The sequence below is a fragment of the Methylocystis bryophila genome (assembly GCF_027925445.1).
GTDB lineage: Bacteria > Pseudomonadota > Alphaproteobacteria > Rhizobiales > Beijerinckiaceae > Methylocystis > Methylocystis bryophila.
The window spans coordinates 1,574,134-1,588,661 of record NZ_AP027149.1 but is presented as its reverse complement, the minus strand read 5'-3'; the positions used below and the strand labels follow the sequence as shown (position 1 = coordinate 1,588,661).

Annotated in this window: 12 protein-coding genes; 5 read left to right on the top strand and 7 right to left on the bottom strand. The window is 63.8% G+C overall.

The features are described from left to right. The first annotated feature begins 62 nt into the window (after positions 1-62). Complete coding sequence (locus QMG80_RS07415) at positions 63-602, top strand: peptidoglycan-binding domain-containing protein (RefSeq protein WP_085772236.1); 540 nt, start codon at positions 63-65, stop codon at positions 600-602. An 84-nt stretch (positions 603-686) separates the two neighbouring features. Further along, positions 687-926, top strand: a complete 240-nt coding sequence (locus QMG80_RS07410; protein ID WP_085772235.1) for a hypothetical protein — start codon at positions 687-689, stop codon at positions 924-926. A 265-nt stretch (positions 927-1,191) separates the two neighbouring features. Here the strand turns inward: QMG80_RS07410 and shc are convergent, their stop codons facing one another. Beyond that, a complete protein-coding gene (gene shc / locus QMG80_RS07405; RefSeq protein WP_085772234.1) occupies positions 1,192-3,387 on the bottom strand; it encodes a squalene--hopene cyclase in 2,196 nt (731 codons plus the stop codon). Positions 3,388-3,679: 292 nt separating this feature from the next. Between shc and QMG80_RS07400 the strand changes: the two genes are divergently transcribed. Both QMG80_RS07400 and QMG80_RS07395 read left to right on the top strand, forming a co-directional pair. Continuing rightward, complete coding sequence (locus QMG80_RS07400) at positions 3,680-4,405, top strand: RICIN domain-containing protein (RefSeq protein ID WP_158658788.1); 726 nt, start codon at positions 3,680-3,682, stop codon at positions 4,403-4,405. 933 nt (positions 4,406-5,338) lie between these two features. Beyond that, positions 5,339-5,734 (top strand): hypothetical protein, encoded by a 396-nt coding sequence (locus tag QMG80_RS07395; RefSeq protein ID WP_210190829.1) that lies wholly within the window; start codon positions 5,339-5,341, stop codon positions 5,732-5,734. A 195-nt stretch (positions 5,735-5,929) separates the two neighbouring features. Here the strand turns inward: QMG80_RS07395 and QMG80_RS07390 are convergent, their stop codons facing one another. From QMG80_RS07390 to QMG80_RS07380, 3 genes are all read right to left on the bottom strand, one after another. Next, the gene (locus tag QMG80_RS07390; RefSeq protein ID WP_245299932.1) at positions 5,930-6,370 is read right to left on the bottom strand and encodes an adenylyl-sulfate kinase; all 441 of its coding nucleotides are present in this window, start codon (positions 6,368-6,370) and stop codon (positions 5,930-5,932) included. A 58-nt stretch (positions 6,371-6,428) separates the two neighbouring features. Continuing rightward, positions 6,429-7,988: a tetratricopeptide repeat-containing sulfotransferase family protein gene (locus QMG80_RS07385; protein ID WP_158658786.1), complete on the bottom strand. Its 1,560-nt coding sequence runs from the start codon at positions 7,986-7,988 to the stop codon at positions 6,429-6,431. A 218-nt stretch (positions 7,989-8,206) separates the two neighbouring features. After that, positions 8,207-10,393, bottom strand: coding sequence for an alkaline phosphatase family protein (locus QMG80_RS07380; protein WP_085772230.1), 2,187 nt, complete (start codon positions 10,391-10,393; stop codon positions 8,207-8,209). Positions 10,394-10,651: 258 nt separating this feature from the next. Between QMG80_RS07380 and QMG80_RS07375 the strand changes: the two genes are divergently transcribed. Further along, on the top strand, positions 10,652-11,533 hold the full coding sequence (locus QMG80_RS07375; protein ID WP_085772229.1) for an alpha/beta fold hydrolase: 882 nt from the start codon (positions 10,652-10,654) through the stop codon (positions 11,531-11,533). A gap of 22 nt (positions 11,534-11,555) precedes the next feature. On the opposite strand, the gene QMG80_RS07370 is transcribed toward QMG80_RS07375, so the two are convergent. The 3 genes from QMG80_RS07370 to sdhA are packed head-to-tail and all read right to left on the bottom strand — an operon-like array spanning position 11,556 to position 14,380. Then, on the bottom strand, positions 11,556-12,245 hold the full coding sequence (locus tag QMG80_RS07370; protein WP_342586547.1) for a HisA/HisF-related TIM barrel protein: 690 nt from the start codon (positions 12,243-12,245) through the stop codon (positions 11,556-11,558). 8 nt (positions 12,246-12,253) lie between these two features. Then, complete coding sequence (locus QMG80_RS07365; RefSeq protein ID WP_085772228.1) at positions 12,254-12,499, bottom strand: hypothetical protein; 246 nt, start codon at positions 12,497-12,499, stop codon at positions 12,254-12,256. A gap of 45 nt (positions 12,500-12,544) precedes the next feature. Beyond that, the gene (sdhA, locus tag QMG80_RS07360) at positions 12,545-14,380 is read right to left on the bottom strand and encodes a succinate dehydrogenase flavoprotein subunit (protein ID WP_085772227.1); all 1,836 of its coding nucleotides are present in this window, start codon (positions 14,378-14,380) and stop codon (positions 12,545-12,547) included. Between the last annotated feature and the right edge of the window lie 148 nt (positions 14,381-14,528).

The window sequence follows — 14,528 nt, the reverse complement described above, 5'->3', positions numbered from 1 at the left end:
CTTTTCAACCCGCGCCCCGGCGCGGGCTTCTCGGGCTGCTTCGCTCGGGTCTGAAAGCGCCCATGCGCCTGCTGATCTTCTTCGGACTGGCGGTGATGGTCATGGTGCCCGTCAACGCGCTCTTCCTGCAGGATGGCCGCCATCCGGCGCCGCTGTTCCACTTGGCGGCGATCGAGCCCGAGGCGACGCGCGTCGATGCGCCCTTGCCCCCGACACGCCCGGCCACGGTCTCGGCGACCAAAATCGAGGCCGCCAAGTCGGAGCCCGGGAAAACGGACAGCGTCAGCAAGGCGAACGCCTCTGATCTTATCGGCGATTTGATCGAGGGCCGGCCCCCCGCGAACGGCGCGAAAGCGCGTCACGGCAAGGATGCGATCGGCGAGGAAATCGCGCATGCGGCGGGCGATAAACAGACGGTGCTCCTCGCCCAACGCGCCCTCGTCAAGCTCGGCTATGTTCTGCATCAGGACGGGGTTTTCGGTGGAACGACCCGGCAGGCGATCGAGAAATTCGAGCGCGCCAATCACATGCCGGTAACGGGAGAGCTGACGCCGAAGCTCATTAAGATGCTGAGCCAGCGCTCGGGCGTCGCCGCGCGATAAGCTTGAGCGCAGGAGACCCTCGCCTTCACGTCCATTTCGCGCTAGCTTCGTTTTTATTTCGCTTTGCGTAGCGGAGTGTTTCGCATGGTGGCGGAAACGAGACGGCCGGCCGACGTCGCGAAACGGTCGGCGCGAGGGCTCAAAGGCGCCCGCTCCTGGCGGCGAGAAACCTTCGTGCTCGCCCGCCCTGAGGCGCGCGCCAAGGCGCTCGAGTGGTTCGACCTCTATCCCAAGGCCGCCTACATGACCGAGATCGAGGCTTGGCGTGAGCTCGCCGACGGAAGGATCGAATTCACGATCCGCCGCCTGCCAAGCGCGGATTGAGGGCCTTGTCGCTCTTGGCCGCGCCCATGCGGGAGCCCTCTCGATCTTGACGCAGTCCGGCGAATTCGCGCGTTCCTGGAACCTCATGCCGTTCCTGAAACCTCATGCTGAGGAGGCTCCGAAGGAGCCGTCTCGAAGCATGCGGGTCCCCGAAAATCCTCGAGTCGCCGCCGCGGACGCCCTTCGAGACGCCCGCTTTGCGGGCTCCTCAGGGCGAGGGCGGGGGATGACTTCAAGCGGGGAAAACGCGGGGCGTCCCGCGCCATCAGTCCAAGTTCCTCCGCAGCGCCCGGCCCAGCGCCATGATCGGAAAATACTGCCGATAGAGATCCCAGCGGACCATGAAGGCCCGCGAGAGCTCGGGACCTTGGCTCAAGCGCGCTTGCAGATCGATGGAAGCCTCGGTCTGTCCCGCAGTCGTTTGTCCGCGCAGCGCCCGCCCAAGCGCCATCATCGGGAAATAATGGCGGTAGAGATCGTAGCGCAGCATGAAGGCGCGGGATAATTCAGGCCCCTGCATCAGCCGCTGCTGCAAGCTCGGATCGGTCAGCTTGATCGTCTGTCCCACGCCATAGCCGGGAAAGCCCGTGCCCGTGTAATGCGCCTCGAACCAGGTTCCGTCTTTCTGACTCTCGATCAGATAAAGACAGCCGCGCTCGATCGCTTCCTTGTCCTGCGGCCTGTCGACCGCCAGCAAGGCCATCAGCGCCCAGGCGGTCTGCGAGGCGGTGGTCGCGCCGCGTCCCGCGCTGGCGATGTCCATATAGGAGGCGCAGCTCTCGCCCCAGCCGCCGTCTTCCTGCTGGCGAGCGATCAGCCAGTCGCAGGCGCGCGACACATAGTCCTGGCTCATGTCCTCGCCTATGGCTTTCAGCGCCGGCAGCACCGCGCCCGTCCCATAGACGTAGTTCACGCCCCAGCGCCCGAACCACGCCCCGTCAGCCTCCTGCTCCCGCTTGAGATAATCGAGCGCGCAGACCATCGACGGATGCTCGCGCGATATGCCGAGCTTGCCGAAAGCCTCAACGATATGCGCGGTCACGTCGACCGAGGGCGGATCGAGCGCCTCGCCAAAATCGCAGAAGGGAATCTTGGTGAGGATCGTCTGAGTGTTGTCCTTGTCGAAAGCGCCCCAGCCGCCGCTCACGCTCTGCATGCCGATAAGCCAGTCGACGCCCAGCTGAATGGCCTCCTCGATCCCCTTGGCGCGCCACTTCGGATCCTTGCGGAAGGGCGCGAGCGCGATCAGCGCGACAGCGGTGTCGTCGGTGTCGGGATAACGGATGTTGGCATATTCAAACGCCCAGCCGCCGGGCTTTACATGCGGCAGCTTGACGGACCAGTCGCCGGGAACGCGCACCTGACGATCGAGCACCCATTGCACCGCCTTCTCGACGGGCTCGGGATAATCCTCCATGAGCCCCGCGTCGTCGAAAGCGAGGAGCGCGAGAATCGTGTCCCAGACCGGGCTGTTGGTCGCGCCGATCCAGGTCGCGTCCCCGACGTCCCAGCGCCAGCCGGGATCGTTCAAGGCCTCGAGCCCCTTGGCCATCACGGGATGATCGAGCGGGTAGCCGGACGCATGCAGCGCCATGAGGCTGTAAATCCACGGCGGCTGAATGCCGCCCCAGCCGCCGTCGGCGTCCTGGTGGCGCACAATCCATTCAAGCACGTGCCGCACCGCCGCGTCGCGGAAGAGGCCGATATTGAGCTCGCCGCCTAGCCACTGCAGCGCGTGCAGGATGACGTCGGTTCCGCGGAAGAACCTATCCCACCCCCCGGCCCCGACCTTAGGCGGCAGCGTGTAATCGAAGTTCTCGCGTCCTCGCGGAAACAGCGCGTCGAGACGGCGCTCGGGCGGCAGCGGTCGCGACGGGCGCTTGGCCGAGAGCACGGCGATCGCCATGAGCGTCGCGCGCGCCCATTGCGCGAAATGATAGATCGAGAAGGGCGTCCAGAGCGGGAACCAGACGATCTCGGCGGGAATGTTCGGCGTCTTATGCCAGGGCCATTCGCCGATGAGCGCCAGCCAATAGCGCGTGAAGACGCGGATATGGGCGAGCCCGCCCTTGGAGGCGATCCAAGCCCGAGCCTTCACGAGCGCCGGATCGTCGTCGGATACGCCCAAGGAACGGAGCGCCGCGTAAGCCTCGACAGTGGCGTTGACGTCCCCGTTGGGGGCGCCGTGATAGACCTGCCAGGCGCCGTCCTCGCGCTGTGTGACGAGGAGCGACTGGCCGAGCCGCTGGCGCAGCGGATGGTTTTCAAGCCCCAAGAACCACAGCGCGAGAATCCATTCCGCCTCCATGCAGGCGTTGGTCTCGGGCCGGCCCGCCCAATGGCCGTCGGGCTTTTGGTTGCGCACGAGCCAGTCGGCCGCTCCGCGCGCGGCGGACTCAATCGCGGCGCGAAGATTATGCGCGGGCGCGGTCTGCTCTCGTTTGGCGGCCGAACTCGTCACGAAGCATCTCCTTTTCGCTCCTAGCCGTCAGGGCCGTTTCCGCCCCGACTTACACCTGATGCTGAACCTTTACCCGTCATGGCCGTGCTTGTCGCGGGCGTCCGAGCGAGGAAACCGAATGGTCGTCTTGACAGACCGACGCCGTCGGCGTGTTGTTGGGGTCGGTGTTACTGATTGCTACACGGAGAAGTCCGCCGGAGCCTCGGCCTATGCCTTTTGAAGCCATATTCATCACCCGTGAGCGGAGCCGGGAGTTCGCTACGACATGTGCGCCGATTTCACGGAGCTCGCCATGAAGATACGGCTCTGGCTTCTTGCCTGCGCGGCGGCATGGGCGATGATCCTAATCGCGGCGCCGCTGCCTGCGCGCGCCAATTGCCCGATCGATCAGGGTCTGAGGACTTGTGGGGACACATGTATCGCCTTGTCGCAGTGCTGCAACGATCAGGACTGTTTTCAAGGGCAGTTCTGCGACGGGCTCCGCGCCTGCAACCCATCTTTTGGCACGAGGCCGCTGATCAATGTCGGGAGCGGAAAGTGTTTTGCGCCCACTCCGCCACAAGGCGGCGACATTGGCTGGGCCGGCGTGCCCATACAACAGCGAACTTGCGCCTCCACTTCAAATGAACAGTCTTACACAATCGAGCCGCTGGGCTTCATGAATCCCGGTTGCCCCGGGTGGTGGTGCCCGGGTTGCATCTGCGTTCCAGACACAGAGGGCTTCTTCATCCGGAACAAGGCCACGGGGCTGTGCCTGGATGCGAGGGACGGCGCGAAGAACGACGGGTCGGTCGTGCAGCAATGGACATGCCGCGACAAGAATGCTCACAGCATGGTCTGGACCATCGAGCGCGGCGACTTCTCCGGCGCGGATTGGCGCTCGATAAAGCTGAGAAACTTCAATAGCGGGCTTTGCCTGGACGTTAGGTCCGGCTCTTCGGACGAATTCGCGCAGCTTCAGCAGTATCATTGCACATCAAACAACGCGGCCCAAAATTTCCGCCAGGGCGCCCCTTAATAATGCAGGGCGCTTCCTCGCCGTTTCGCGGCTGCGCGGCGAGTTTGTGCGAAAAACCGGTTTCCGCTTTTCGCATCGCGCTCTATCGGCGGCCGAGAATGCGCCCGCGCCCTTCGGCCACGGCACGCACTCTCAACACAGGCCTTCAACCCACTGCGAAAGCTCGATGCTGACGCCCTCGGGACCTCCGATGAGTCGGTGACTCGATACTGCATCGTCGCGGCGCCTCTGCGCTCGTGACGCTGCTGTGAACGGCCGCCATTGACGACATTAAGCGTGACTCTCAAGGCGTCTTGCGAAATTGGATCGAAGAGATAAGCTTCAGCTTTACTGGGGGGACTATCCATGCTGCACCGCATATTCACCGCCCGCGCCCTCGCAATGGCTCATGGGATCGTCGCAGGGTCGCGGCATATGGGCGCGCGCAGGGCCCGACCGCAAGCGACATTAGCGCGCGCGATATGGCTTCTGCCACTGGTCATCGTCGGCTCAACTATGACCGGCCAGCGAGCTTCAGCTCAAATTGTTTTCGGTGACCTGGTGTTGGTGTGTCCGCAAGGCAAGGTGACCGAGCCGCTATTTATGGATCCGAAGACCGGTTTGACGTCTCGGATCGTTAATTCGCAAGTCCGAGCAGTTGCGGCGAGGGCGTGCAACCCCAGGCTCGAGGGGGTGGAAAATGTCAATGTCAGCGTGACAAACTCCGGCGTCAACGCAATTTATGTCGCCTTCACGCTCGCAAGCGGAAACGCAGGGCCGATCAGTTGGGCTGCGCCATGCGCCTCCGTTAACAACCAAGTGACGATTCCGCCGGGACAAACGTGTCAAGCCACGGTGCCCAGCAGCGCTGGAGCGACGCGCTTCTGCGCATACACGACTCTGCAATCGCCCGCTAAGGCGAATTGCTTCCTGGCGCAATCTATCAATCAGACCATGGTCGAAACGAATTTCGGAGCAAACGGCTCCTGCTATCCTTCCATGAGCAGCTGCGTTTGGTACGACATTAGCGTCATTCCCTCCTCCTGCACGGATCAAGCGTGGGCCGCCAATCAGTGCGCGAACACGGGCGGCGCATCCTACAATCTGCCCGTGGCGCTCGCCTGCAAGAACGGACCGACATATACTTGCCGCGGGCCTACGGGCAACCAATTCGGGAGTGCGATGTATCCCAGCAATTGCGGCAACCCCAATGCGGCCTGTGTGCCGACCAATTCGACTCCGGCCCCGGCTTGCGACAACGCTTACTTCCATCCGACCCCAGTTCCTTCGCCCAATGCAGAATGTCAGGTCGGGCAGACCTTGTTTATAACTTTCCTGCCCGGACCTTAGAGCATCGGAATTGAGCGATAAGGACTCGCGCCAAGTCAAAGGTTGGAGCGAGTTCCGGTCGCAAAACTCTGTCAGCTTTTGCGGAATTCGCTCTGGCATCGAACCCCCGACCGGAAGGCCGGGGCGAGCGCCTGCGCCTTTCTGTCAACTGCGATCCGAATTCGCTCAAGCGCTTCGAGCCTGCGCAATTGCAAATCACTCGAAGGGTTTAAGGGACAGACGCGCGAGCCGCGCGGAAACGACCTGCGCCCAATAATCAGGGGCTCCTTCGGGTCCGACGCGCAGCTCATACTGCGTCGGCGGAACGAAGAGCCGGTTGGTGTCCTCGAAGCGGCCCGCCTGAATTCTGTCGACAAATACGACGAAAGCGTCTCCAAAGGCCCTCCGCGTTTCGGGAGTCGGGCAGATGAAATCGGCGATGGCTATTCCGCCGTCCTCGACGACGCGATCGCACAAGCAGCCCATCCTCCTTGCATGTTCGATACGATCCTCAAGCGAGAAGCCGAGATCGCGACTGGTGGTCGCGCGCACCTCGTCGGCGTTGAACAGCTCCGCGTTCAGCATCGGAGCGAGAACCCGCGCAAGCGTCGTCTTTCCAGCGCCTGGCAAACCCATAATCAAAATTTTGCGATTCATGAAGGTCTCCGAAGGAGGCTTGAGCCAGGCGGCGCCAAACCCGTTGCGTTCGAAGAGATTACTGGGTCGACACGCGACCGCGCAACAAGCGATCGCGAAAGGGCTGCAGCGCCTTCTCGTGCCGTCGCCATCGGCCGATCGACGACGCATAAAGGGGGCGGCGAACCTGAACCGCGCTCGCCGTCGCCGACGGCGCAGGGCTTTCGTGGAAGCGCAGCACCTGGTCCTCCCAGGGCAGGTCCAAGAATTCGATGATACGACGGCTTTGGCCTTCCTGGTCGCGCACAACGTCTTCATAGGCGACCTCGAGCAGCGCTTCGGCGGGCAGCGTCCTTCGCCAATGCGCCGCCAGCCGCTCGAAGGCGAGGCAATAATCGGCAAGCTCCTCGAGATCGTAAGAGAATGCGACGCCCTGTTGGAAATGCGCCTTATACAGCGCCCAGCCGGCGTCGAGAGGATCGCGTCGGACCAGGATGAACTTGGCGCGTGGCAGCGCGGCATGAATCGCGCCGCAATAAAGATAGTTTTGCAGCGTCTTGTCGACGAAGCGCTTTCCGTCAGGCTGATAGACACGCTCGACCACCGCCGCGTAGCTGCTGCCGAGCGCGCGAAAATCACAGCTCTTCCCCGCGGCGTCGCCCCCGAGGCGCTCGGCCGCCAGGCGCGGGAAGAGGTTGGTCTCGCCGACCGAAGCCATCGCGCTGTGGCTCGCGACGATGCGCTCGACGAGCGTGGTGCCCGTTCGCGGCAGTCCCGCGACAAAAACAGGGCGAGAGCTTCGATCGCCTTCGCGTGCAATACCGAGCCAGTCCTTGGTCTGACCGCGGATGATCGCGTCGATCTGCGCGAGCTCAGCGCCGCTGTCGCCTTTCATGAATCTCTTTTGCAGCTCGGCGCCGGCGCGCGCTTGCGCGAAGGCCGAGGCGTCGTCATCGAGGTCCTCGAATTCCTTTGCGAGCGCATAGTGAAGCATGACTTTGGCGCGCCAATCCGCGCCAGCCGCGGCGAGGGCGGCCTCTAGCTCCGCGATATTGTTGCGCTCGCGCGTCTGGATGCGCAGATCGGAACGGATGTAATAGGCGCGCGCGAAGCTCGGATCGCAAGCGATCGCGCGATCGCAATGCTGTTGCGCCTCGGCGAGACGGCCGAGCATGCGCAGCGTCGCCGCGAGATTATACTGGAACTGCGCAATCTCCGGGCGCGCTGCGACGGCGCGGCGGCACAGGCGCTCCGCATCTTCATGACGCCCGAGCAATCCGAAAATGGCCCCGAGCGCATCGTCAGCCTGCGGTGAGGAGGCGGACAAGCTCGCCGCCGCCTCTGCAGCGTCCAAGGCGCCGGCGAGATCGTTCTGCGCAAAGCGCGCCTTTGCGAGCATGAGATGGGCGATTGCGTCTTGCGGCGCGCCGTCGACGGCGCGAGTCGCGCAAACGAGCGCAGCGTCAACCCTCCCACGGATCAGCGCGGTCTCCGTGAGAAGGGCGAAGGCGCGGCCGTTCCCGGGATTGGCGTTGACGAGCCGGGCGCAGATTTGCTCCGCTGTCGCAATGTCGCCGCGAGCCAGCGCCGCCTGAGCGGCCTCAGTCGTCTCCGGTCCGGTGTGAGCAGTTCCGCGCATGAGATTGCGAAGCTTGGCCTCCCAAAACGCCGGTTGAGCGCGAAAAGGGCTGAGCTTGCGCCCAGCCCTCATCGGTCAGAGGACGTCAGCTTTTACAACAGCACGTTCTAGAGCGCGATGCGGAAAAGCGGATACTGGCTTTTCGCACAAGTCGTGCTCTGAACTCGGAATCGATCCGTGTTCTGCGTTCAGGCGACTTCGCCTGAACGCAGCGTGATCTAGTCGATTTCGTGCGACTCGCGATACGCATTCGGGAAGTCGAACATGCTCCATAGATCGGAGATCGCCGGGCTGTTCTTCGGCACATAGGGGTTGGACGCGGAACTGACCGGATTGGGAAGGTTGTCGCGCGCGCGGGTCGAGAGATGCGGCAGGCGCCAGTTGCGCTCAATGAACTTCACGATCGAGGCGTGATCGGAATATTGATGCGCAACGTGGCCGCCGCGGGAGAAGGGCGACACGATGATCAGCGGAATGCGCGTGCCGTCGCCGAAGTAGTCGACCGGCTGCACATAGCCCGAGTCATAATATCCTCCACCCTCGTCGACCGTCACGAAGACCGCCGTTGTCGCCCAGAGCTGCGGATTGGCCTGCAGATGCTGGATGACGTCCTTCGTATAGGCCTCGTAGATCGAGAACTTCGACGAGGCCGGATGGCCGTCGGCGAAGGTGCTCGGCTTGACATAGGAGACTGCCGGAAGATTTCCGCTCGCAATGGCGTCGTAGAGATCGGTCGAGTCCTTCAGATGCGCGTTGCGCTCCGAGGGATTCGTCATCGTCGAGGCCGAATAGAGGAACGGATTGCAGATGTTGCAATAGAGATAGGCCGCGGGATCAATCGCGCCGCCGTTGGCGCCAAGGCCGGGCGCCGTCTTGAAGTCATTCCAGCGGTCGCCGAAATAGGCCCAGGAAACGGAATTCGCCGTGAGCACGTCGCCGATATGGGCCTGCTTGATCACCGGCGGCAGCGTGAAGGGACCGTTGTTGGTCGGGTCCTGCGCGCCGCTGCCGATGAATGCGGGAACGTAGTTGTTCAGAAGATAATAGGCGCCCGTCTGGCAATTCGGGCTGATTTTGATCGCCTTGAGATAGTTGACGACCACGGCGACGCCCGGCTGATTCGTGTCGGAGCAATTGGTGTAGCTGCCGCCGTCGAGAAGGCCCTCGGCGCTGGGGGTGGGAGTGGCGCTGCCGTAGCCGTCGTTCGTATACCAGTTGTTCGTGCCCGGCTGCGGATTGGGATTCTCGATCTCGTTCAAATACACGGGCGGGTTCGAGCCCGGAACGAGCACGTGATTCGGCGTCGCCGGATCACCGTTGGCGTCGGCGTAGTAAAGCGCGTCGGCGTAGCCGAGGAACATCGAGTTCGCGAAAGTGCCGCCCATCACCGGCTGATGATAATTGTCGGCGAGCGTGTAGTCGTCGGCGAGCTTCTTGAAATAGGCCGCGTCGCCCTTGGCGACGTTGTAGAAGCCCATGGCGACGTCGCCTTCCTTGAGCAGCGGAACAGGAGCCGGACTCGGGAAAGGTTTGCCGTTGCTACCCGCGGCGACGGTGATCTCAACCCAGGGAAAGAGGTCGGCCTGGCATCCCGAGGGATTGCGCGCCGTCGCTTTGCTGGCGTCGCAGTCGAGTTCTTGCCACATCTGATAGAAGCGATGCACCGGGCTGCCGCCATAGGTGTCGTAGAGGCTCTGGCCCGATGCGGTGACGAGCGGATAAACGCCGCCCGGCAGGGTTCCGTAATTGTTGATGCGCGTATCCGGCCAAGAAGAGGAAAGCCCCGTCGAGCCGGTCGTCAGCAGCGTCAGGTCCTCCGGGAGCAAGCAGCAGCCCGTGTGCGGCTGCCCGGGCAATTGCGGCAACCCGCCCTCGGCCTGTTGGGGAAGCGTATAGGTCTGGGTGGCGGGGAAGACGATATTCTGCACCGCGCCGGGGCCGTTGACCGCGGCTCCGGTGCTCGGGTCGTAAATGTTGCCGTAGGGCGTCTGCGGCGCATAGGAGGTGCCGGGCGCCTGCACCGGATTGCCTGAGACGCCATAGGCCGCCTTGCCGCCAGGGCTAATCTGGTAAATTCCGTTGTTATCCACGGCAGAAAACTGCGTGGTCGTCCCATAATTCGGGCCCGGATTGCCGTTGACGTCGATTATGCCCTTCGACAGCAAATTATCGACATGGGCGCCGTGAAGGGGCTGATAAGTCGCAAAGATGTGGTCGAAGGTCCGGTTCTCGCCGACGATGACGATAATATGCTTGATCGGGCTGCTGGTGCGCGAGTCGTTGTGATCGGCGCCAAAGCTCCCCTGTGCCGATAACGCAAAGGCTGCGCTGTGGCTCAGGATCGAAAGCGTCGCCGTGCTGACGAATACGCTTTGAAGCAATTTACGCTTAAGCTCGTGGTTCATGATAGGCCCCTCAGCCATTGTGATGAGAAAACGATGAAGGGCTGTGCGTTAGCGGCCCACTGTGACGCTAACGCTACGGAACGACGACAGTGGGTCGAAGAGCGTTTTTGCGCGGAATGCCCGGGCCGAGCCGGTTCAGACCTTTCCTGAGAGAGGCGAGGAACTTGCAAAGCGAGCCGCTCCCCAAAGCGGCGAGTTGCGCGGGGGGAGGAAGCCGCTATAGCGATGCGATCCCGTCCCTACGAGATAGACTCCGCTATGTCCGCTCCTTCTGATCTCCTGCCCGCTTTCGCCTCCCACTGGATCGACACGGACGCCGGCAGGATCTTCGCGCGCTCCGCGGGCTCGGGCGAGCCGCTGCTGCTGTTGCACGGCTTCGGCGAGACGCATCTCGCCTGGCGGAAAATCGCGCCGCGGCTCGCCCAGCGCTTTCGTGTCGTCTTGATGGATCTGCGCGGCTATGGCTGGTCTGACGCGCCCGAGAGCGAAAACGGCGCAGCCTTCACCAAGCGCGCGATGGCGGGCGACGCCGTCAAGGTCATGGAGGCGCTGGGCGCGATCCAATTCGCGCTTGTCGGACATGACCGGGGCGCGCGCGTGGGGCTGCGGCTCGCGCTCGACCATCCCGGCCGCGTGCGGAAGCTCGCGCTGCTCGACATCGCGCCGCTCGAGGAGGGCATTGGGGACGGCAATCTCGCCCGCGTGGGCCGCGCCAAATTCATGAGCTTCGAAGCCCCGCGTCCCGAGACTTTGATCGCGCAGGACGCCCAGGGCTTTCTCTTCGACGCGTTGAGGAGCGGCGCGAAATCCGGGACGCTCGATCCCTTCACCGAGGCGCTCGACGCCTACGCCCAGGCCTTCGACGAACCGCGGCGCATCCACGCCTTCTGCGAGGATTACCGCGCCGGCGAGGGCGCCGACAAGGAAGCCCTGCTCGCCGACAAGGCGGCGGGAAAGAAGCTCATCATGCCGACGCTCGCGCTCTGGAGCGCGGTCCATTTCCCCGAAAACCCCTCGCTGCTCGAGGTCTGGCGCGACTGGGCCGAGAATGTGAGCGGCGAGGCGATCGATTGCGGCCATTATCTCGCCGAGGAGGCGCCGGATGCGGTGCTCGCGGCGCTCGAGGCGTTTCTGTCGTGAGCAGCAGCGCGCGGCTCCTCCTTCAGCCGTAGGCGGCAAGCTCCTTTCCCCCCATGCGCCCCTCATGCAGCGCGGTCGCGACAAGCGCGCCGGCGATCCCCAGCGCTGCGAGGCCCGCAAGATCCTCCGCGCCCCGCAAGCCCCCGGCGGCATAGACCTCGCGGGCTCCCGCGCGCGCCTTGATCGCGGCGAGCCGCTCAAAATCCGGCCCCGCCCCGCCGCCGATCTTGGCCAGCGTCATCGCGACGACCCTCGGAGGCCACAGCGCCGGCTGCTTCTCCAGCCCGGCCGGTCCGCGAAAACCGGCGGCGTCGAAATCGAGAGACAGGATCGCGGCGCCTTCCCGCGAAAGATCGGGCGCCGGCGCATCCGGCGCGAGGCTCTCGCTGCCGAGGACGCGGATAAAATTCACCGCGGCGGGCGGCTCCTTTCCGCCGCGATCGAGCCAGAACTCGATCTTCGGAAATGCGTCCGCAAGGCGAGACAGCGCGCCGTCATTGGCGCCGCCCCGCTCGAGAATGGCGTCGAGATCGGCCAGATAGATCGTCTGGAAGGGATGCAACCGCAGGAAGCCCTCCGCCACGGCGCAAGGGTCGCTCGATGCGGCAAGCGGCGTGTTCAGCGGGCGATACTCAGCGCGCTTACCGGCGATGGCGCGCACAGCTTCGCCGCCCATGAGGTCGATGACCGGAATGATGCGCAGCGGACTCAACGCCGCCGCTAGACCTGGATTAAATCCAACCGTCGCTCGATGGGCAGCAGCCTCTCGTCGAAGCGATCGAGCCTATGCTCAACGCGCACGAAATCCGCCCGGACTGCAGAGACTTCGCCCTGGGCTCGCACGAGATGATCTTCGAGCGAAGCCAGCCTACCGGTCATCTCGAGGGAACGCTCCAAAAGCGCGTCGAGCTTGGCGTCGACTTGGCGAAGAGCCCGCAATGTCAGGTTTTCAGGTTCCGTGGTCATCTTTTTCGATCCAATGACAACGCCGTCAGACGCCTCGGCGGCGGTCTAATACACCCTCGCCTTTGGCTCAATATAGGCCACGTCCTTCGTCATCGTGTATCTGTGCACGGGACGGTCGTCGAGGCGGACAGTCTTCTTCTGCGCGTCGATAGATGCGAGCGTGTGCTTCATCCACTTCTTGTCGTCGCGCTCGGGGAAGTCCTCGCGCGCATGGGCGCCGCGAGACTCTTTGCGGCTCAGCGCTGAATGTATCGTCACCGCGGCCTGCTCGATGAGATTGGCGAACTCGAGCGTCTCCACGAGATCGGAATTCCAAATGAGCGAACGGTCGCTCGTTTTGATATCCTCGCTCTCCCGCCAGATCGCGTCGATCTGAGCCGCGCCCTCGGCGAGGACCTCGCCGGTGCGATAGACCGCGCAATGCGACTGCATCGCACGCTGCATTTTTTCGCGAAGCTCGGCCGTGGACGCCTCGCCCTTGGCGAAGCGGAGAGAGTCGAGTCGCGCGAGCGCGGCCTCGCCCGCGTCCGCCGGCAGCTCGGGCAAGGTCTCGCCGGGCTTCACCAGCTGAGCGGCCCGGTGCGCGGCGGCGCGGCCGAATACGACCAGGTCGATCAAGGAGTTGGAGCCGAGACGGTTTGCGCCATGGACGGAGACGCAGGCGGCCTCTCCGAGCGCCATGAGTCCGGGGACGACGGCGTCGGAGTCCCGACCTTTCTTCGTCAAAACCTCGCCGTGATAATTCGTCGGGATGCCGCCCATGTTGTAATGGACGGTCGGAATGATCGGAATCGGCTCGCGCGTCACGTCGACGCCCGCGAAGATGCGCGCGGACTCCGAGATGCCCGGCAGCCGCTCGTGCAGGATCGCCGGATCCAAATGCTCGAGGTGCAGATACGCGTGATCCTTGCGCTTGCCGACGCCGCGACCCTCGCGCACCTCGACCGTGATCGCGCGCGAGACCATGTCGCGGGGCGCGAGATCCTTCACGGAAGGCGCGTAACGCTCCATGAAGCGCTCGCCCTCGCTATTCGTGAGATATCCGCCCTCGCCGCGCGCCCCCTCCGTGATGAGGCAGCCCGCGCCATAAATGCCGGTGGGGTGGAACTGCACGAACTCCATGTCCTGCAGCGGCAAGCCAGCGCGTAGCGCCATGGCGTTGCCGTCGCCGGTGCAGGTGTGCGCCGAGGTCGCCGAAAAATAGGCGCGGCCATAGCCGCCGGTCGCGAGCACGGTGAGGCCGGCGCGAAAGCGATGGATCGTTCCATCGTCGAGCTTGAGGCAGATCACGCCACGGCAACGGCCTTGCAGGTCCATCAACAAGTCGAGCGCGAAAAACTCGACGAAGAATTCCGCGCCGTGCTTGAGCGCCTGCCCGTAAAGCGTGTGCAGCATCGCATGGCCGGTGCGGTCGGCGGCGGCGCAGGTGCGTTGGGCCGGCGGGCCCTTGCCGAAATCGGTGGTCATGCCGCCGAAAGGGCGCTGATAGATGCGGCCCTCGGCGGTGCGCGAGAAGGGCACGCCCCAATGCTCGAGCTCGTAGACGGCCTGCGGGGCGTTGCGGCACATATATTCGATCGCGTCCTGGTCCCCGAGCCAGTCGGAGCCCTTGACCGTGTCGTACATGTGCCATTTCCAATCGTCCGGCCCCATGTTGCCGAGCGCCGCGGCGACGCCGCCTTGGGCTGCGACCGTGTGCGAGCGCGTCGGAAAGACCTTGGTCACGCAAGCGGTCTTGAGGCCCGCCTCCGCGCAGCCGACAAGCGCGCGTAAGCCCGAGCCGCCCGCGCCGACGATGACGACGTCGAAGGAATGGTCGATGATCTCGTAGCTTCGGCCATTAAGGCCAAAACGCGCTGAGGCTCCGTTCGGTCCCGCCATAAAGGTTCTGCCCGTTTTCGAAAGCTTGAAGGTCCTAGAGCGCGTCCTTTGCGATCGCACGATCGGAAAGGACACGCTCCAAATCGAAAGCTCAGGCGCGATTTCTTATCGCTCGAACCCTTCCGTTCGAGCGGAAAGCGCGCTTAAG

Bases quoted from the DNA above. Each gene is read 5' to 3' on its own strand.
- QMG80_RS07415 (WP_085772236.1), top strand. From the start codon at position 63: ATGCGCCTGCTGATCTTCTTCGGACTGGCGGTGATGGTCATGGTGCCC.
- QMG80_RS07410 (WP_085772235.1), top strand. From the start codon at position 687: ATGGTGGCGGAAACGAGACGGCCGGCCGACGTCGCGAAACGGTCGGCG.
- QMG80_RS07400 (WP_158658788.1), top strand. From the start codon at position 3,680: ATGAAGATACGGCTCTGGCTTCTTGCCTGCGCGGCGGCATGGGCGATG.
- QMG80_RS07395 (WP_210190829.1), top strand. From the start codon at position 5,339: ATGGTCGAAACGAATTTCGGAGCAAACGGCTCCTGCTATCCTTCCATG.
- QMG80_RS07390 (WP_245299932.1), bottom strand. From the start codon at position 6,370: ATGAATCGCAAAATTTTGATTATGGGTTTGCCAGGCGCTGGAAAGACG.
- QMG80_RS07385 (WP_158658786.1), bottom strand. From the start codon at position 7,988: ATGCGCGGAACTGCTCACACCGGACCGGAGACGACTGAGGCCGCTCAG.
- QMG80_RS07380 (WP_085772230.1), bottom strand. From the start codon at position 10,393: ATGAACCACGAGCTTAAGCGTAAATTGCTTCAAAGCGTATTCGTCAGC.
- QMG80_RS07375 (WP_085772229.1), top strand. From the start codon at position 10,652: ATGTCCGCTCCTTCTGATCTCCTGCCCGCTTTCGCCTCCCACTGGATC.
- QMG80_RS07365 (WP_085772228.1), bottom strand. From the start codon at position 12,499: ATGACCACGGAACCTGAAAACCTGACATTGCGGGCTCTTCGCCAAGTC.
- sdhA (WP_085772227.1), bottom strand. From the start codon at position 14,380: ATGGCGGGACCGAACGGAGCCTCAGCGCGTTTTGGCCTTAATGGCCGA.